This window comes from Vibrio sp. Vb1166, assembly GCF_033338695.1.
Classification (GTDB): Bacteria; Pseudomonadota; Gammaproteobacteria; order Enterobacterales; family Vibrionaceae; genus Vibrio; species Vibrio alginolyticus.
In genome coordinates, this window is sequence record NZ_JAWOTE010000017.1 from 1 (window position 1) to 18,512 (window position 18,512).

At 44.1% G+C, this 18,512-nt stretch carries 19 protein-coding genes and 1 pseudogene; 14 read left to right on the forward strand and 6 right to left on the reverse strand.

All coding sequences use genetic code 11. From position 1 onward, the window contains the following. The first annotated feature begins 290 nt into the window (after window positions 1-290). Both R7E51_RS16350 and R7E51_RS16355 read left to right on the forward strand, forming a co-directional pair. Window positions 291-884: a hypothetical protein gene (locus R7E51_RS16350; RefSeq protein WP_014386695.1), complete on the forward strand. Its 594-nt coding sequence runs from the start codon at window positions 291-293 to the stop codon at window positions 882-884. A gap of 291 nt (window positions 885-1,175) precedes the next feature. Beyond that, complete coding sequence (locus R7E51_RS16355) at window positions 1,176-1,508, forward strand: hypothetical protein (protein WP_133305456.1); 333 nt, start codon at window positions 1,176-1,178, stop codon at window positions 1,506-1,508. Between the two features lie 399 nt (window positions 1,509-1,907). Here the strand turns inward: R7E51_RS16355 and R7E51_RS16360 are convergent, their stop codons facing one another. After that, window positions 1,908-2,228 (reverse strand): restriction endonuclease, encoded by a 321-nt coding sequence (locus R7E51_RS16360; RefSeq protein ID WP_313885153.1) that lies wholly within the window; start codon window positions 2,226-2,228, stop codon window positions 1,908-1,910. Between the two features lie 44 nt (window positions 2,229-2,272). Here R7E51_RS16360 and R7E51_RS16365 point away from each other — a divergent pair. Then, a pseudogene (locus tag R7E51_RS16365) lies at window positions 2,273-3,193 on the forward strand (IS5 family transposase). A gap of 35 nt (window positions 3,194-3,228) precedes the next feature. On the opposite strand, the gene R7E51_RS16370 reads toward R7E51_RS16365, so the two are convergent. From R7E51_RS16370 to R7E51_RS16390, 5 genes are all read right to left on the reverse strand, one after another. Then, window positions 3,229-3,951, reverse strand: coding sequence for a hypothetical protein (locus R7E51_RS16370; RefSeq protein WP_014386699.1), 723 nt, complete (start codon window positions 3,949-3,951; stop codon window positions 3,229-3,231). Between the two features lie 112 nt (window positions 3,952-4,063). Continuing rightward, on the reverse strand, window positions 4,064-6,271 hold the full coding sequence (locus R7E51_RS16375) for a DNA topoisomerase 3 (protein ID WP_014386700.1): 2,208 nt from the start codon (window positions 6,269-6,271) through the stop codon (window positions 4,064-4,066). Further along, entirely contained in the window at window positions 6,272-6,574 is a 303-nt protein-coding gene (locus R7E51_RS16380; protein ID WP_014386701.1) for a hypothetical protein, read from the reverse strand. After that, window positions 6,556-7,344 carry a hypothetical protein gene (locus R7E51_RS16385; protein ID WP_014386702.1) on the reverse strand — a complete coding sequence of 263 codons (789 nt, stop codon included), beginning with the start codon at window positions 7,342-7,344 and terminating at the stop codon, window positions 6,556-6,558. The genes R7E51_RS16380 and R7E51_RS16385 overlap by 19 nt, the downstream gene beginning before the upstream one ends. After that, window positions 7,337-7,576 carry a hypothetical protein gene (locus R7E51_RS16390; protein ID WP_014386703.1) on the reverse strand — a complete coding sequence of 80 codons (240 nt, stop codon included), beginning with the start codon at window positions 7,574-7,576 and terminating at the stop codon, window positions 7,337-7,339. Before R7E51_RS16390 ends, R7E51_RS16385 begins: the two co-directional genes overlap by 8 nt. A gap of 163 nt (window positions 7,577-7,739) precedes the next feature. Between R7E51_RS16390 and mobH the strand changes: the two genes are divergently transcribed. From mobH to traV, 11 genes are all read left to right on the forward strand, one after another. Continuing rightward, on the forward strand, window positions 7,740-10,814 hold the full coding sequence (gene mobH / locus R7E51_RS16395; protein ID WP_014386704.1) for a MobH family relaxase: 3,075 nt from the start codon (window positions 7,740-7,742) through the stop codon (window positions 10,812-10,814). A 12-nt stretch (window positions 10,815-10,826) separates the two neighbouring features. Then, window positions 10,827-12,689, forward strand: coding sequence for a conjugative transfer system coupling protein TraD (traD, locus tag R7E51_RS16400; RefSeq protein ID WP_046224206.1), 1,863 nt, complete (start codon window positions 10,827-10,829; stop codon window positions 12,687-12,689). Window positions 12,690-12,698: 9 nt separating this feature from the next. Continuing rightward, window positions 12,699-13,283 (forward strand): hypothetical protein, encoded by a 585-nt coding sequence (locus R7E51_RS16405; RefSeq protein WP_014386706.1) that lies wholly within the window; start codon window positions 12,699-12,701, stop codon window positions 13,281-13,283. Then, entirely contained in the window at window positions 13,240-13,869 is a 630-nt protein-coding gene (locus R7E51_RS16410; RefSeq protein ID WP_014386707.1) for a DUF4400 domain-containing protein, read from the forward strand. Before R7E51_RS16405 ends, R7E51_RS16410 begins: the two co-directional genes overlap by 44 nt. Window positions 13,870-13,885: 16 nt before the next feature. After that, complete coding sequence (locus R7E51_RS16415) at window positions 13,886-14,287, forward strand: hypothetical protein (RefSeq protein WP_014386708.1); 402 nt, start codon at window positions 13,886-13,888, stop codon at window positions 14,285-14,287. Between the two features lie 168 nt (window positions 14,288-14,455). After that, window positions 14,456-14,599, forward strand: a complete 144-nt coding sequence (locus tag R7E51_RS16420; RefSeq protein ID WP_153274586.1) for a hypothetical protein — start codon at window positions 14,456-14,458, stop codon at window positions 14,597-14,599. Between the two features lie 157 nt (window positions 14,600-14,756). Then, on the forward strand, window positions 14,757-15,038 hold the full coding sequence (traL, locus tag R7E51_RS16425) for a type IV conjugative transfer system protein TraL (protein WP_014386709.1): 282 nt from the start codon (window positions 14,757-14,759) through the stop codon (window positions 15,036-15,038). 8 nt (window positions 15,039-15,046) lie between these two features. Next, entirely contained in the window at window positions 15,047-15,664 is a 618-nt protein-coding gene (locus R7E51_RS16430; RefSeq protein ID WP_041154814.1) for a TraE/TraK family type IV conjugative transfer system protein, read from the forward strand. Next, entirely contained in the window at window positions 15,654-16,604 is a 951-nt protein-coding gene (locus R7E51_RS16435) for a TraK domain-containing protein (protein WP_014386711.1), read from the forward strand. The genes R7E51_RS16430 and R7E51_RS16435 overlap by 11 nt, the downstream gene beginning before the upstream one ends. A gap of 3 nt (window positions 16,605-16,607) precedes the next feature. Then, on the forward strand, window positions 16,608-17,957 hold the full coding sequence (locus R7E51_RS16440; protein WP_014386712.1) for a TraB/VirB10 family protein: 1,350 nt from the start codon (window positions 16,608-16,610) through the stop codon (window positions 17,955-17,957). Continuing rightward, window positions 17,957-18,505 carry a type IV conjugative transfer system lipoprotein TraV gene (gene traV, locus R7E51_RS16445; RefSeq protein ID WP_014386713.1) on the forward strand — a complete coding sequence of 183 codons (549 nt, stop codon included), beginning with the start codon at window positions 17,957-17,959 and terminating at the stop codon, window positions 18,503-18,505. The genes R7E51_RS16440 and traV overlap by 1 nt, the downstream gene beginning before the upstream one ends. Window positions 18,506-18,512: the final 7 nt, after the last annotated feature.

Sequence of the window (18,512 nt, forward strand, 5' to 3'; positions counted from 1 at the left end):
ACCATTTGATCACATGACAAGATGTGCATCTACCTTAAATTTATGATTTTTATCAAAATCATTAGGGGATTCCTCAGTACTGAGCTTGGACCTTTCCTCGATGAAGTAAAGCGTCGTCTTTCCGATATGGTTGAGTACAACAGTCTCGCAATATCACTTCCAAAAGAGATCGTAAAGGACAGGCCAGGGAAAAACTTTGCGAAGCGTATCTATGCGAATTATCTCTGGGCGTGTTTTTTCTATGATGCTTATCAAATCAAACTTTCAGAACTAAAGAAGGAGACCGCACGATGAAATCAGGTCTTGAACGGTTGAAGGAAATAGTGACACAAAGTGCGTTTTATCGTTCTCCGAATTATTCCGTAAACGTTAGCTTTAAAGACTTATTCAAACCCGTTGGTGGTTTGCTTGCCTACAATAGCTTGGTGCAAGAGCTAACAGAGGAGATAGCTTTATCTCCTTATGAGATACTTGAAAAGTTAACCCCTGAGTTTCAGCGTTCCAATCAGAAGTGGACGAAAAACATGCAGCAATGTTTCGTTGAAAACCTCTTGTGTGGATGTGAAACGAAAGTACAGCTTTATGATGTGAAAGGCAGGGGGGGAGAGCTGGATGATTCCCTTATCTTAGATGGGTTACAGAGGCTTACCGCTATTGCGGCGTTTCATTCTGGTGAATTCGCTGTATTTGATGAACTGTATTGGGAAGACTTAAAATCTGGAGGTATTTTCCCAAGGTTGAATTTGATCGTGAACATCTACCAGTTTGATTCTGATATTGAGGCATGTCGTTTTTACATTCAGATGAATAAAGGAATTACCCATTCTGAGGCTGATTTAGAAACTGCATATTGCTTTATGCGCAAGCACGGTGAAAAAGTCTAGGTAGTCATTATGGTGTGCATTTTAAGGTCTAAACGGATTGAGTCATCTCGTCAGATATCACTTTGTGGAAAAGTTGTATCTGGTAACGGAGCTCATTATAGGAACATCACCGCTGCGAAGAACGGAGCTCAGCCAGTATGCAAAGACTGTTTAAATTCGCTGGGAATGACAAGATATCAATTGCGGCCAACTAAGAAAAAGAAGCCTAAAGTTAAACCAAAAATGGCAAAGAAGGTTTCTAGGAAGGTGCATGAGTCCTCTGCGAGACAGCCAAAGTTCAATAGACAGGATGTGTTAGATAACAAGGAACTGTTTATTGGGTGTGCAATGGTTATGTTAGAACAGCAGGAAAGGTTAGAACAGTTCCTTGAGAATAACGCTAATGCCCAAATTGCACTTGATTACTACTATTACGGGCAAACAGCTAGAATGACTGCTGAAAAGTACAAATCGACGCAGGTCAGCATTCCAAATAGAGCCAGAACGGGTCTAATTACGTTTAGTGAAGAAATTGAATGCAACCCATTAGATTGGGCATCATGGCCCGTACAATCTCTCTGGGAGCTAAAGAGAACGTTATTAAGTATTGCTGTTGAAGCTGTGCCAGAACAGTTAAACAACTAAGAGGAAAAATCATGCACCAGGAAGTAGATCCAAAAGGGCTAACGTGGCCTATTAAACCGTCAATTGTTGTTGATTGATGATTTGGTTGCATGCAGGTACAGTTAATGTGTGCTTATCACCAGAGATCCCACCAGCAGTTTTTTCGCTCAAACAATGTTTTGAAAACGTGCCTTTCAAAAATGAATCTCAAAAAGGCTGGGCTAAGGTGCTTCGTGAAATCGCTGACAACTTAGAACAGAATGACCAATAATAATACCTAGTGGGGTTAGTATGTTGGATTTTGCAGGGATTTGAAAATAAGTACTTTGAAAAGCTTGTTGTTAAAAAAAATATTTTTTCTAATGTCTAATATATATAAAAACTAGGGAGGCTGTTTAGCCCCCCTTGAAATTACAAAATCTAAACAGCAAAAGATTGTTTTACTAGTTCAATGATCTTATCACCAGCATATTGGGTTTTAAACTCAACTTTTATATCTTTACTAATTTGGTTGAACAGCTCTTTAGCGTGTTCAATTTTTCGTTCTTCTTCTTTGCGAAGATTATCTTTTCCATCAACATTTTTCGTCTCAATGATGAAGTTTAGGTAATCACCCGAGTCAGTTTTAACTACATAAGCAAAGTCAGGTGAATAGGAGTAACCTCCAGAAACAGGTATCTTGATTGAGTTTTTAGGTATTTTGGTAGGCTTTGTTGCGTAATTCAGCGGAACTAAATCCAGAACCTACGATCTGATTAGCTACATTCACTTCCTCTCGTAGCCCTATGCCTAAACCTCGTTATAAAACAACCAACTGGAAGCAATACAATCAATCACTCATTAACCGTGGCTCTCTGACCTTTTGGATTGATGAAGAGGCGATAAGCGGTTGGGCGCAAAGCAAACAGAATAAGCGCGGGAGGCCACGTCGGTTCAGTGATTTAGCTATTACGACAGCACTCATGGTGAAACGAGTTTTTTCTATGCCGCTGAGAGCGCTGCAAGGATTTATCGACTCGATATTTAGGTTAACCCATGTACCGCTAAGTTGTCCGCATTACACCTGCATCAGTCGTAGAGCCAAACAAGTAGAGGTCTCATTTAAGACTAAAACGAGAGGAGCGATACAACACCTAGCCATTGATGCAACTGGCCTTAAGGTTTATGGCGAAGGTGAATGGAAAGTCAAAAAACACGGGACGGATGGCAAGCGGAGAGTCTGGCGAAAGCTTCATATTGCCGTCGACACAAACACTCATGAGATCATTGCCGCCGAACTAAGTTTATCAACGGTTACAGATGGCGAAGTACTCCCGAACTTACTGAAACAAACACGCCGAAGTATCCTTGAGGTGTCTGGTGATGGCGCTTATGACACAAGAGCGTGTCACACTGCTATTAAGATTAAGGGAGCCATTGCGCTTGTTCCCCCACGAGAAGGGGCAGCCTTCTGGGAGCGTGGTCATCCTCGAAATCTCGCCGTGGGTTGCCAGAAGTTATACGGCTAAAATAAGTATTGGAAAGAGCGGTATGGATACCACAAACGTTCACTCTCAGAAACAGCGATGTATCGAGTTAAACAGTTGCTAGGAGGGAAACTGAGCTTAAGGAATTACAATGCCCAGGTGGGTGAATCTTACGCGATGATAAAAGCGTTGAACAAGCTTACTAGGTTAGGTATGCCTGAAACTTGTCGTATTGACTAAGAAATACGCGAAACGGGGTTGCTCTATCTCTAAATTTAATTACGCAACAAAGCCCCTTGAAGGCGAGATATATCGAGCTGATTAGAAAGTGTTGTTTTATTTTTTTTAGTCGGCATTCCTCTACTGAAAACGGAACTATGATAGAAGAAATCACTTACAGCATTATTTTCTAAGACATAACTAATGGAGGGGGAGTCTATAAAATCCCTATATAGTATAAACTTAGGGACGTTAACGCTGTATTTAGTTTTTCCACTATGTCTAACAATTGAATTCACTACTCTTTTGGGTAAAAAATGCGTGTTATATATTAGGCTTCGAACTTCAAAATTATCATAGCCTAATGAGTGTAATTTTTTACATTCAGTCTTTAGGAGCTTCTTAATTTCGAATTCATATAGATCTAGGTAACACCTTGTAGATTTATTTAATATTCCTAAAAATAACTTTTCTACTCGTTTTACTTTACATTGTTTGTACAATGGCAGTGCTACAGCGACCCCTAAAGAACTCTTATTTGATAGTGCGTTCACAGGGAAATTGTTGTCGATTCTTGGTTTTTTGTATCTATCTACGCTATTCATGAAATCTGTCGTTGGAGTGGTTATTTCTCTACACTTTTCCTGTTTGAATTTAGCTAAGCTATATAAATAAAGGCTATTAATCACTCTTTGCCTATCATTATCCATCCAGCCTAGATTAAGATACAGGGTGTGGTGTTTGAAAGCAGCTTTGGCGTGTTCTCGGTTATGATACATAATGGACCCTTAAAAATTTAAAATGCTAAATATCACTCTGTTTAATGGATGTTCTAGTGTCAGTGAGCCTATTTGATTATCAGTTATATACCGGGGCCTAAGCCCCGAGACGTTAGTCAAATAACTCTTCCAGAGATTTTTTCTTCCGAGAGTATGGCATCGTCGATTTACAATCAGGATACCCAGTACAACCCCAAAAAGAGCTAGCTCGCTTTTTACCTGGAGCCTTGCCTTTACGTAGGCGCATTGGCTTGCCACAGTCAGGACAATCAGGACAATCCTCAGCAGCAATACGCTTTTCTGGTTTCCCACGATTGTCAGGAAAAGTCTTTTTACATGTCTCGTTCTGACACCCCCAAAAAAAGCCATTTTTCCCTTTTAGTCGCTTCAACTTACCACCACAATTGAAACAATCATGAGTAGGACCTTCCGCATTTTTGAAAGCCTTAGCTAAGATGCCTTCTGGTTGAGTTAGGGTTGGAGCATTCTGCTTGAGTTGTTGGATCATTTGAACAATCCAACCTGAGATTTGCTGCATAAAGACGGACATGTTTCCGTTCCCTGTCGCTATCTTCTCCAGTTCCTGTTCCCAAGCCGCCGTCATGCCTGGGCTTTTGATCGCTGCTGGTACGACAGCAATAAGTGCGTGAGCTTTATCCGTGGCGATAAGGAGCTTTTTCTTTCTCTGCAAGTACCCTTTATCGACCGCACCCTGAATAATGCCTGCACGGGTAGCTGGGGTGCCGAGGCCAGCGGTGTCTTTTAGGACTTGCTTAAACTTTTCTTCTGTGACAAAGCGAGCAATGTTTTCCATCGCGCTTAGTAGTGTGGCTTCGGTGAAATGAGGTGATGGCCGAGTCATTTTGTCAGTGATTACCGAATCATTGATCAAGGCTGGTTCACCCTGGCTAACTTTCGGTAATTTCTCTTGCTCTTTTGGTCCATCAAGATCATCGCCTTCATCTTGAGGGGATGATTCTGCATCATTGTTGAATAGTACTTTCCAACCTTGACGTAAATGTGTTTTGCCGTTGGCCGTGAACGAATGATTGCCGCATTGAACATCAATTGTAGTTTTGTTGAATTCAAAAGGACTGTAGAACTGGGCGATGTAGAAACGACGAATTGCATCGTACAGATTGAACTCTTTTTCGCTCATGGCACTTATGTTGGTTTTGGCCGGAGTTGGAATGATGGCATGGTGAGCGGTGATTTTTTTGTCATTGAACGCTCTTGATGATCTCGATTGGTCTGCTCCAGCCACCAGCCCTGAAACACGCTGATCCGAAAGAATCAGAGCTTGAAGAATATCGGGGATATCCTCTTTCTGTGATTCTGGCAGGTATCTGCAATCTGTACGGGGGTAGGTGGTTGCTTTGTGCTTTTCGTACAAAGCTTGTGCTGCATCAAGTGTTTCTTGCGCACTGTACCCCCAACGTTTGGCCGCGTATTGCTGTAAACTAGTCAAATCAAATGGAAGAGGGGCTGATTCCTTGCCAGCTTTTGTTTCAGCCTTACTTATAAGTGCTTGCGCTCCTTTTACTTGAGCGGCTACTTGCTCTGCATAGGCTTTGTTTGTACATCGCCCTTGATCGTCAGAGCACTCTTCTGGCGGCACCCAGTGAGCAAGGAATTGACCGTTTTGAACAGATACACCGACGTCCATCGTCCAGAACGGTGATGGTTTGAAGTTGGCTATTTCACTGTCTCGCTGGCACACAAGGGCGACCGTGGGGGTGATTACTCGTCCTATATGGAGCGTTTGCCCGAAGCCAACCTCTCTTGCAAGTACTGTATAACAGCGAGACATGTTCATACCCACTACCCAGTCAGCTCGCTGGCGAGATAGGGATGCGTAATAAAGGGGTATCGTCTCCTTGCCATCTTTGATGTTTCGAAGTGCTTTTCTGATACTGCTTTCATCAAGAGCAGTTAAACAAACTCGTTTTACGGGGCCTTGGTATCGGAATCTATCGAGTAGGGAACGAGCGATCGCTTCGCCTTCTCTGTCATAGTCAGTCGAGATATAAACTGTGCTGGCTTTTTTCACCAGCTGCTCGATCACTTTATATTGCTTGGAAGAGCTACGCCTCACCTTGCTACGCCATGATTCAGGAGAAATAGGCAGTGTTTCAAGGGACCATGCTTTATATTTCTCGTCATAGTCATCGGGCATATAGAGTTCTAATAGATGACCAAGAGCCCAGGTTATTGCCCGGCCACTTCCATCATGAATAAAACCGTCGCCGTGCTGAGTTACTCCCATCACAGCTGCGAGGTCTTTTGCTTGGGATGGCTTCTCACAAATGTACAGATCCATTTAAGCGCACTCCTTTGGTTTGAGCGCGATGTCTTGAATACCGTTTTGCTGCGTAGAAAGGTTGGTCAGCTGTTTCCAGTTTTCGGAGGCATCGGCTATTAAGGGGGATTTCTCTGTGCCAGCAATAAAAGCTAGGTTGGCAGAGATAACGACTGCTGCTTCTTCCGGAGTGCCACTTTGTCCGGCCTCAACCAGCATGATGTTCAGCTCATCAAAGAGCTCAGCTTTAGCTTGAAGAACGAGAAGCTCTTCTTCCGTCAACTGAGTATGTGATGAGCTGGTGGTTACTTTATGGCTTTGCATGGGTTTACCACTGTAAATGGGCGAGTAGAACTGCGAACGATCTTGCGCTGTTCATTCGTCATTTTTTGTGATGTGCAAAATTGCGTCCAAGCGGTGAGATAATCTTGGTAAGTGTGTTGTGGCGGATTGCACTGACCAACCAGATCGCTTGGGATACTGCCTGTTTCGCCTTTTTCTTTCTCGATGAACTGCCAATCGCGTTCATCCATGCCATTACCGCTATCACAGAAACGCTCCCAGCGTGATAGTTCGTATAAGGAGTACCCTTTGCCTTTCACACCAGAAGAAAGTTTTTTGTATGCGGAAATGGCATCTTCCATGTTGGAACCATTTTTATCCTTCTGCTGTTTTATCAATGCGCTTTCATTATTCGCGCCGAGACTACTTGTTGGACCTAATACATGGATGTAATCGGGTTTGCGAAATGCTGCTCCACCCAGTCCTAAATCTTCATAAGAAACATTGAGACCACGATCTACACGATCTTGCTTCTTATGTGCTTCGATATCAGCACTGCCACGATTTTCAGCAATATTCAAAAGGAAGTAATAGGCATCGACATCATCATCAGACGCAAGCAGTTTGTCAGCCTTCGCTTCGTAGATAGGAAGGTTCTCTTGAATCCATTGATCTGTCGGCTGCTGAGGAATGCCGTAGCGTTGGTGCAATTCTGCGTTTGTTGGTGGGATATCTTTGGTTGAGGAACACCCAGCCAAAATAGCTAACCCTACAAGTACTACTAATTGCTTTTTAATCATCTGCTTACCCATTGAATTGTTGCTCCAACCATTGTTCATCAATGGTGTCGATTGTCCGGCCATCACTGTTGCTTAAAAGCTTACGAGTAATGACTGTTGTCCAGTTATTAACAAGAGACATGTCAGACTGAGCCTGATGCAAAGCCTCTTTGTCTCCCTGCATGTTGTTAGCGGTTACTGCCTGTGCTTGGCGCTTTAAAGCATCAAGTGCCAAATAGGCAGCATCGGGCAATGTTCTTTCCATACAACTCTCCTGATACCAAATAATGATGCTGTGTATTTTATCTGGTCACTCAATCATCTCTGACGCCTCAAACTGCCCAAAATGGACAGGAGGGGAGATATGAGAAGACAAAAGGGTCTGCGAGCATATACGCACGGAAAAAGCGCAGGTAAATAAGAACCAGATGATAAGTAGTGCCTTTAAAAAATTATTTGGTGGGCGCGGTGAGAAAAAAGTAGAGGTAGTAGCTTCCCAGGTTAGGGATTTAGCTGACGAAGAGATACCTCGATACCCGCCGTTTGCCAAAGGGCTACCAATGGCCCCAGTCGATAAAGTGTTGCAGACACAGAACGAACTTATTCAAAAAATCAGGAGCACTTTAGGTTTTACTCAAGAAGAGTACGACCGTTTAGTCATGCCTGTAATTGGCCGTTACGCGGCGTTTGTTCATTTATTACCAGCATCCGAAGCTCATCATCATCGGGGAGCTGGTGGATTGTTTCGTCATGGGCTGGAGGTTGCCTTTTGGGCGACACAGGCATCTGAGTCAGTTATTTTCTCAATTTCAGGCTCCCCTCGTGAACGAAGAAACAATGAGCCGCGATGGCGTTTGGCATGTTGTTTCTCAGGGTTATTGCATGACGTTGGTAAGCCATTGTCTGATGTTGTGATCACAAACAGCGATGGTAGTAAAACGTGGAACCCATATTCAGAAACTCTGGTTGACTGGGCTAAGCGCCATAATGTGAGTCGTTATTTTCTTCGTTGGAGAGATAGAGAACACAAACGGCACGAGCAATTTTCGCTGCTGACCGTCGAACGAATTTTGACTCCAGAGGCTTTGGAGTTTCTAGCTGATCCCGGTAAAGACATTGTTGAATCCATGCTACAGGCAATATCAGGTCTTAGAATCAATGACCCGGTAACAAAGTTAATGCTTAAAGCTGATGGTGAAAGTGTTTCTCGTGACCTCAAACAGAATCGCCTAGATGTCGATGAGTTTGCTTACGGTGTTCCTGTTGAGCGTTATGTATTTGATGCTTTACGTCGATTGGTTAAAACGGGCAAATGGAAAGTCAATGAGCCTGGCGCGAAGGTGTGGCATTTACATCAGGGTGTGTTCATTACATGGAAGCAGGGAGCCAGTGATATTTATGACTTGTTAACGGAAGATAAAATTCCTGGCATTCCTCGTGATCCAGATACCTTGGCTGATATTTTAATTGAGCGTGGTTTTGCTCTGAAAAACGTATTACCAGAGCATGGCAAAGATGTTTTCTATCGTTATTGGGAAGTTATCCCTGAATTACCTCAAGAAGGGGAAGAAGTCACAGGGAAAATCAAAATGCAGATGCTGCGTCTTGAATCGTCGGAGTTGGTTTTTACCACTGAACCGCCTGCGGCCATCGCGGGTGAAGTTATTGGCGATGAGGACGAACAGGAACTTGATGCCAGTGAGCTTGATGACGATGCACCGGAAGATGGAGATGAGAACTCTGATTCGCTCACCGCTACACCAGAGCCTATTGGTTCTCTTGATGATGGATTCGAAATTCCAGATTTTATGGCAGCACCGCCCTCAACGGACTCTCAATCATCGGAACCGAAAGGTGGCACTTCCACCGATACCAAAACAAGCAAGAATGACGATAAAGCTGATGCCCCAAAAGAACCATCAGCACAAGAAATCGCTCAAACCGCAGCACCATTAGCATTAGACGATCCATTGAAAGGGCTGAAAGATGCTGGTGGGGCATTAGGAGTTTGCGATTTTCCATTCGATGCATTTGGGCTCAATACCGAGCCTGATACAACACAAAAAGACAAAGCTGAAACGCCAAATGTTCCAACAGAACAAAGCGAAGAAGACACATCTTTACCCGGCATAGACAACATTCGCTCGGGCAAGAAGCGTCAGCCTAAAGCATCCGCAAACACGGCAGCATCCTTGTCACCGAATGAGTTTTTTGGCCCTGAACCGAGCGCAATATTTGATGCCCCACCAATGCCGCCAGAGGATATGTTTGCACCAATAGATGCTGTCCCTTTGGATGCCTATGACTACTCCCATGAGATGGAAGAGCGTGAAGAGTTTGTTCCAACAGAACATTTCCAAGATGCAGAGACATATTCTTTCAGCCAGCAGGATAAATCGAGTGATGTTGATGTGCGTGGTCATTTGGAGAATGTTCTAAGTGGATACGGCGCGGCAGAAAGTATTTTAAAAGAAGCCATTATTCCTGTGCTGGATGGACACAAAACATTAGGTGAAGTGCTTTGCTTTATGAAGAAAAAAGCAGTGATCCTTTATCCAGAAGGTGCCCGAGCGCTTGGGGCTCCAGCCGAAGTCTTGAACACGTTATTTGACGCTGGCGCTATCGTGCCTGACCCAGTTCATCCAAACCGGAAGGTTCATGATTTTAGTGGCATTAAAGGGTTGTTACTTTCTTCTGATATCTCAGATGTTATCAAAGCTGCGATAGAACAAGCTGAGAAAGACTTTGACCCAATTCGTGAAGTTAGTGCGCTAAATGATAAACGCCAATCTGGCAAGAAAGCTGAAAAGGCACACTCAGAAAAGAAAGTTAAGAGCCAGAAAACCAACCAATCTACGCCGAAAAAGCCTAAACCTGCAATGGATATTTCAGCATTACTGCCCGGAGAGCAAACAGGTGGCCGCTCATCTGAGAATAAAAGAATCGCACAACAAACGGCACAAGGTAAGAAGGGCACAGCAGCTAAAACTCAAACCGAACAGCACAAAAATGAGAGTGAAAACAGTGCTTCTAATGAGGAAAAGCAAAATGTGTCACGTTTACCTAAGCGCCAAAAACCAAAGACAACGGTAAATAAACCACCAAAAGAAACGCGGCCAGTGAGTCTGGATTTCGATTCTGATTTAGAACTGCCAATGACAAAAGTGGTCGGGCAAATAGATCTAGAAGACGAGGAACCTAAAAAGCCTCAGAAGGCGAAAGAAATTAGTGATGAGGACTTTTTACCTCCTCAGTCTGACATTGATGCAGAGGAGGCCATTAGGCTTCTGAAAGAAATGATAAAAAACCAAAAAGGACGATGGTTAGTCGGTCCGGTCATTAAGGAGGATGGGTGTTTGGTAACAAGCGATAAGGCTCTGGAGAAAGTAACTGGTGAGTGTACGAATCTTAGCAAATCTATGCTGAGAGCATTACTCGCTAGTGGGCAACGACGCCCAAGAATGACTATTCGCCAGGGGAATTTAAGGTTAGAGGTGGAGTAAAGATAGATGAGCATGGATTATGACCCACTTGGGTATGAAATGCCGTGGAGGCCAAATTTTGAAGGTCGTGCAGCGCTAGGGTGGGCAGCTGCCAGCGGTGTGGCCTTGACGGTTAATCAAATGGCAGAGTCAATGCCTCCGGAACCGTTTTATTGGATGACTGGTATTTGTGGTGTTATGGCAATGTCCCGAATCCCAAAAGCCATGATGTTACATCGTCTCCAGAAGCATCTATTTGGTCGTGAACTGGAATTTATCTCTTTAAAAGAGCTAGAAAAAATGATGGCTGGCTCAGAAGATGATATGTGGCTTGGTCATGGTTTTGTATGGGAAAAGCGTCATGCTCAGCGTGTATTTGAAATCATCAAACGTGACTGGCACACCTTTACTGCTCAAGAGCCTTTAATCAAGAAGACGGTTCGCGTCCTTAAAGGCAAAAAGAAAGAAGATCCAATGGGGCAAACATGGATTCACGGTGTTGAACCAAAAGAAGAGAAGTTGATGCAACCGTTGAAGCATACAGAAGGCCACACGCTTATTGTAGGTACAACAGGTTCAGGCAAGACTCGTATGTTCGACATTATGATCACGCAAGCTGTCTTGCGCAATGAAGCAGTGATCATTATCGACCCTAAGGGTGATAAAGAAATGAGGGACAATGCAAGGAGAGCTTGCGAAGCTATGGGCCATCCAGAGCGATTTGTTTCCTTTCACCCTGCGTTCCCAGATGAATCCGTGCGATTGGACCCTCTACGTAACTTTAGCCGTGTGACGGAGATTGCGAGCCGTTTGGCCGCGTTGATACCTTCGGAGGCAGGTGCAGATCCATTCAAATCATTTGGTTGGCAAGCACTGAACAATATCGCTCAAGGTCTTGTACTGACTTATGAACGTCCTAGCATTGTTCTGTTGAAACGATTTTTGGAAGGTGGTGCCGCAGGTCTGGTTATCAAAGCCGTACAGGCTTATTCAGCACGAGTTATGGAAGACTGGGAATCAAAAGCAGCACCATATTTGGAAAAAGTGAAAAATGGCAATAGAGAAAAGCAAGCTTTTGCCATGATGAAGTTCTACCAAGATGTTATTCAACCAGAGTTTCCTCACTCAGATTTGGAAGGCTTATTGTCGATGTTCCAACATGACTCGGCACACTTCGGGAAAATGGTTGCTTCACTGCTTCCTATCATGAACATGCTTACCTCGGGTGATTTAGGAAAGATGCTGTCTCCCGATTCAAGCGATGTCGATGATACCAGGCCAATAAGTGACTCAGCCAAAATAATAAACAATGGCATGGTTGCATACATTGGTCTGGATAGTTTGACCGACAGTATGGTTGGTTCTGCAATCGGCTCTCTTTTCTTATCTGACTTAACAGCTGTTGCTGGTGATAGATACAACTTTGGTGTCAACAATAAGCCCGTCAATATCTTTGTGGACGAAGCCGCAGAGGTGATCAATGACCCATTCATTCAGCTTCTCAACAAAGGTCGTGGCGCGAAACTTCGACTATTTGTTGCAACACAAACATTCGCTGACTTTGCCGCTCGGATGGGGAGTAAAGATAAAGCACTTCAGGTTCTGGGAAACATTAACAACACATTCTCATTGCGTGTAATTGATCCTGAAACACAAAAGTTCATTACAGACAACTTACCGAAAACACGTTTGAACTACGTCATGAGAACGCAGGGCCAAAATACGGACGGTGAGCAGCCGATTATGCATGGGGGCAACCAAGGGGAACGGCTTATGGAAGAAGAAGCTGAATTGTTCTCTACGCAACTCCTGGGGATGCTGCCCAACCTTGAGTACATAGCCAAAATCTCTGGGGGGAAGATAGTCAAGGGACGGCTACCTATCTTGACATCTTAATGGCGAAATATGAGTGCGAATAAGTATAAAAATTATGAGGTTACTAGAGTGGTTGATGTGAATCCGCACAAGAAAGTACTAAGCGTGATCCGAAAGCGTGATCGAAAAAATGCACACACACTGGCACTGCTGTTTTTTGATTGGCCTGCAACCAATGATGTGATTGAGCAACTATGTTGTCTCATCACTGATGGGATCAAATCGGATAAGGAGCCAGTGATTTATCCGATTTTGGAAGAGGCATTAGATAAATATAGCGGTGTAGTGTTCCATGCGAACAAACGTAAGTACGAGGACCCGGTAAGACTAGGGGTTTTCTTGGAAACCATCATCACTGAAACAGCTAAAGCGCTAGAAATTGAGATTGAAGATTCACTAGGTAACAAGTGGTCTGTGGAGAAAGGTGAGCCTTTTTCTCACTGGCTTGCAGACCATAAAGGTGAATTATTCATTGTTCCACATCAACATCAGAATGAATGCAAACTTCGCAAGGCTTTGTATCAGTTAGTCGCTAGCGAAAGTGTAAAAACAGTATTAAGGAGAACCAATTATGAAGAAGCCGTTGTGGCTGGTCGCTTGGTTGCTAGTCATTGAAGTCTTGGTGATTCTTTTGCTAGTACCTGGTGATTGGACAGATAAAACAATTCAGCGTGAATCAGAGCTGGTGGAGCAGAACTTAGGCTATGAAGCTAGACAGTGGATTAGTGATACAGCTGGGGACTGGTACAAAACTAGTGTGCTTGATTCTGGCTTTTATGCTGCTATGTATCACACGTTAATTCCAACAGAAGAGGAACGTAGAAAGTCGAAAGGAATGGAGAATATGGGCCAAGCATGGTTCGTTTGGGTGGAGGGGCGAATTGAAGCCTTTACCAATGTAATTTACCAGTTCTACACGCGGTTAGCACTTTTGTCCTCCTGGGCACCGTATCTGCTCATCTTGTTCATCCCGGCGGTTTATGACGGTTTGATGAGTTGGAAGATCAAACGAACCAACTTTGACTATGCGAGCCCTGTTGTCCACCGATATAGCATTCGAGGAACGTTCTTCCTAAGCATGGGGCTGTTTATTACCTTTTTTGCTCCCATAGCTCTAAATCCAATTGTAATCCCCGCTGTGATGATGCTCTGTTGTGTGTTGTTGGGACTTGCATTCGGCAATTTACAAAAACGAGTTTAACCAAAGGATATTCAATATGAAAAAGACTGCTCTAACAATCATTGCCGCATTCATGCTTGCAGGTCCAGCAGTGGCGAAGACAGATAAACCCTATACGGAGGAAGTGGAAACTTTCTTTGAGACCTTCGAACTGATGTGTGAAAGTTGCGCCGAAGTTTCGGAGTTTATGGTTCAGACACTAGAAGAGAAGTGCGATCAACCGATAACCATAGAAAATATTCAGAATGTAACGAAAACACATCCTCTCTATGCATTTCTTCTGGCTATGGGGAACATGAACCCAGATGGAAAACCTCTTAGCTTTCAGTCTGCCGCTGACAACGTGGACTGTAACGATGGAATGAAGTGGGTAGAAAAGACCCAAAGCGCGATGAAAGCAGCATATCAAGAGCAGAAGAAGCAAGCGCAAAACGGATAAGTCACATTACATTGCAAAGGCGGCCATTTGTTGGCCGCTTTTTTGTGTCACTCACTTTCACATGTGAAAGTCTTAATGCTTCCCAAATGGACAAATACAGCGCTGTGAAATGAGCACGAGATCAGGTGAGAATAAAGAAAAATTAAATAGCAATCAGTTGGAGGTTATATGTCTTCTCATACACATACAGCAAATAGCTCTGAACGCTCTGGAGCATCATGGGGCGTAGGGCAAATTATCCTTTGGCAGTTAATCTTTGCCGTAGGTTTCTTTTTTGGTATTCAGTATGGCGATCTTGTTCGCTTGTTTTAACCTTTCACATTACCCGCTCTAAAAACGGCTTTATGCCGTTTCTCTCTTTATAAGACCACTTTTCGCCCAAGTTGCCCAAAAAGGGCGTTAGCCCGTGGCGTGTTTGTTGAAAAAATCTTCCAGAATTGGCGACATTGGAAATTGGAAGAGATATGGAATGAAGCCCGTCAAAATCCCACGTCGTATAGACGAACCGCCGCACATGCTGCTCTGGAGTGCAGATGAGCTGGCTCCTATGCTTCTTGGCCTTGTCATCGGAGTGATGATGGGCAAAGCCTTGATTTTTTTCTTAATCGGCTTGGCCGTGACCAATTTATATCGTCGATTTCGTGATAACCACCCTGATGGCTACATGCTTCACATGCTGTATTGGGGGGGATTCATCGCAACAAAAGCAAAATCTTTGAAAAACCCATTTATCCGGAGGTATTTCCCTTGAATTTAAAGGTGTATTTAAAAACCTGGGAGGGCACTCAGGCTGAAAATAAATGGGGGCGAGTCTTCGTCCTCGGTCTGATCTTCACCGTCTTGCTGCTAGCTGTGAAGTTGTTTAGCAAAGAGACCATTGTGACCGTTCAGCCTTGGACTTTGAATGAAGAAGCTTGGGTATCACAAAAAAATGCCTCTCAATCATACAAAGAGGCGTGGGGATGGGCTCTTGGAACGCTGATGGGTAACGTAACTCCCGGCAACGTTAACTTCATCAAAGAACGTATGGAGCCAATTCTAGCACCGACTATTTATCAAGAGTTTATTGATGCACTTGAAATCCAAGCGCAAGAGATTCAAGCAGACCGAATCACTATGCGATTCGAACCTCGTTTCGTCGAATACGAAGAAACGACTGACAAGGTTTTTGTGTATGGGCACTCCTTTGTTAAGGGGGCTGCTTTTGACGCAAAAGAGCAACGTACAGACAGAACATACGAGTTTGAGCTCCGCGTTTCGAACTATATGCCTGTCCTTGATTATATGACCACGTATGAAGGTCGCCCTCGAACGAAGAGTGTTTTAGACAAATTAGAACGTAAAGAAGAGAGCCGGAGAAAGCGTAATGAAGGTTAATTCGATTGTTTTGGCGCTTTCAATTGCGCTTGGTGTTTCAAGTGCAGTGAATGCATCAGATGATGAAATACCAGTTGTTCCTGTCAGTGTTATGAAGAACAACGTTCCAGCCCCCGTAATCCCTGATTCAGTAGCAAAACAAAGAGCTACAACTACTCAGGCCAATAGCTCGAATTTGGCTGGTGGTTACACTGAAAACTCACAACTGGTTATGGAGCCTGGGGTTAATCAGATCATCCCTATTGCTATCGGTCATCCCAACCGAATCGTTACTCCATTTGGTAAGCCGGAAGTGACGTCAACATCCTTACAGCCGGGGCAAAATAAAGGTGAATGTGGGGAAATATGCATCAAAGAGAATGTTATCTATGTGGCTACGGCAAAAGAATACCCAGTAACCATGTTCATTACAGAAAAGGGCTCAGAAGCTCGTGCGCTGAGTTTAACAATGGTTCCTCAAAGAATCCCACCTCGTGAAGTGTTTTTGAAGCTCGACAATAACAGCTTAATACCTGGCATGTTTGCAAACAACAAAGCTAAAAGCTGGGAGCAAAGTCAGCCATATATCGAAACACTTCGAACAGTATTCAGAAAACTGGCTCTTGGTGAAATCCCTAATGGCTACTCCATGAATCGAACTCCAAGCAATGTTCAATTACCTCAGTGTGCGCAGCCTGGTATTTCAGTCAATTTTGCAAATGGACAAATGATGATGGGGCATCATTTGACTGTATTTGTAGGTATTGCTCGAAACGTCACAAGTGAACCTATTGAGTTCAAAGAGCAATCTTGCGGAAACTGGAGTGTTGCTGGTGTGACTTCATGGCCGCATAAGGTTCTTGAGCCAGGTCAGAAAACCGAAGTGTACGTGGCAGTAAAACAGCGCGAGAAAACCGAATCGGCTACTCGTCGTCCTTCACTGTTGAGCGGAGGAATGTAAACGATGATTAATATGAATTGGTGGAACGAGCTCGATCCAAACAAAAAGCGTTGGGTTGCTGTTGCAGGTGGTGTTTTCGTTCTGTTTGTGGCTGTGAGTCTTTTTTCTGATGAAGGTACAAGTGACTCCAGCAATAAAAGTCGTAAAGAAACCATCCGTCACGTATTAACTGACAAGGGCACTCGTGAAGCGGGTATGGATGCATTGGTTGGCAATCTTAAAACAACGAAAGCTGAACAAGAACAACTGCGACGTGAACTGGACAAAGTAAAACGTGAACTGGAGAACACTAAGTCGAAGGCTGGTGCATCAGTTGATATAGGTAAGGAACTCGAACAGCTGAAACGCGATGTTAAGGAGCTTTCTCAAGAAAATAGAAACTTAGCGCGAGATTTAGAAAAAGCTCAGAAAGACGCTGAAAAACGTTCAGGGAAGCCTACAGCTGGTGGCGCTGAAACTGGTTTGACAGAGGAACAGGGCGCTCAACAAGCTGGTGGATACACCTCTACCGAAAAGCTTGATTACAAGGACCCTAATGAGTTCTTTAAGAAAGCTCCACTACCAGCTAACTCTCACAGCAAACCAACGGGTAAGGAATCGGATAGATCAGGTAAACCTACCGCTCAACCGGGCATTCGAATTGTTAACTACACAGAATACAACGAAGCAGAAGAGAAAGCGGCGGAAGAGCAGGAGGACCAAGACAACTCTATCTACTTACCTGCGGGTTCAATTCTTACTGGTGTAACGATCACTGGTATGGATGCTCCTACCGCAAAGGGAGCAAGAAAAGACCCTTTCCCAGCAACAATTCGACTCCAGAAGGAAGCTATTTTACCTAACCGATTCAGAGCCGATGTTCGTGAGTGTTTCTTGATTGTATCCGGTTACGGCGATCTGAGCTCAGAAAGGGCATATCTACGAGGCGAGGTTATTTCCTGTGTTCGTGAAGACGGCGGCGTAATTGAGTCTCGCTTGGACGGATATGCAGTGGGTGAAGATGGTAAAGCTGGTGTACGTGGCCGCTTAGTATCTAAACAAGGTGCAATGATAGCCAAATCTTTGACGGCTGGTTTCTTGAGTGGCTTTGCTCAAGCGCTTGATACAAACCCAGTTCCAGTTATCAACACTAATCCAACAGACACACCTGTATATCAACACGTGTTCAATGAAAACACTATGCAGAGTGGTATATCAAAAGGCGCATCAAGTGCGATGGAGAAGGTTGCTCAGTTTTATCTTGATATGGCTGAGGGAATGTTCCCTGTAATAGAGGTCGATGCAGGTCGTCAAATTGACGTAATTATCACCAAGGGGCAGCAACTAAAACTTAAATCGCAGGGGACAAAATAATGACGAAAAAAACACAAAAGCTGACCAGAAAGGGCAGTTTCACAGGGGGCTTTCCAATGGTTAAGCCCATAAAATCTACAGTGTCGATGATTTTGGGCAGCGCTTTATTGCTATCAGGCTGTACCTCAATCGGCAGTGATGAGTATAGCTGTTCAGGTATTCCTGATGGTGTTCAGTGTATGTCAGCGCGAGATGTCTATGCGGCGACAAACGATGGCAATATCCCACGCTCAGTAAAGCCTGGAGAAGAGCCTGTTTCTGTTCCAGGAGAGATAGCCAACTCATCATCGACGGGAGATTCAGTGATAGACAATTACGTCACACCGCGCCTCCCGAATCGTCCGGTGCCTATTCGTACTCCAGCACAGGTCATGCGCATATGGGTAGCCCCTTGGGAGGATACCAATGGTGACTTGATTGTGACTGGGTACGTTTACACCGAAATAGAACCGCGCAAGTGGGTAATTGGGGAAGGGACTCAACAAGATGTACCTATGCTCAAACCCTTGCAAACGATAAAACCCAAAGCTAATTCAGAAACTAAATAGGAGAACT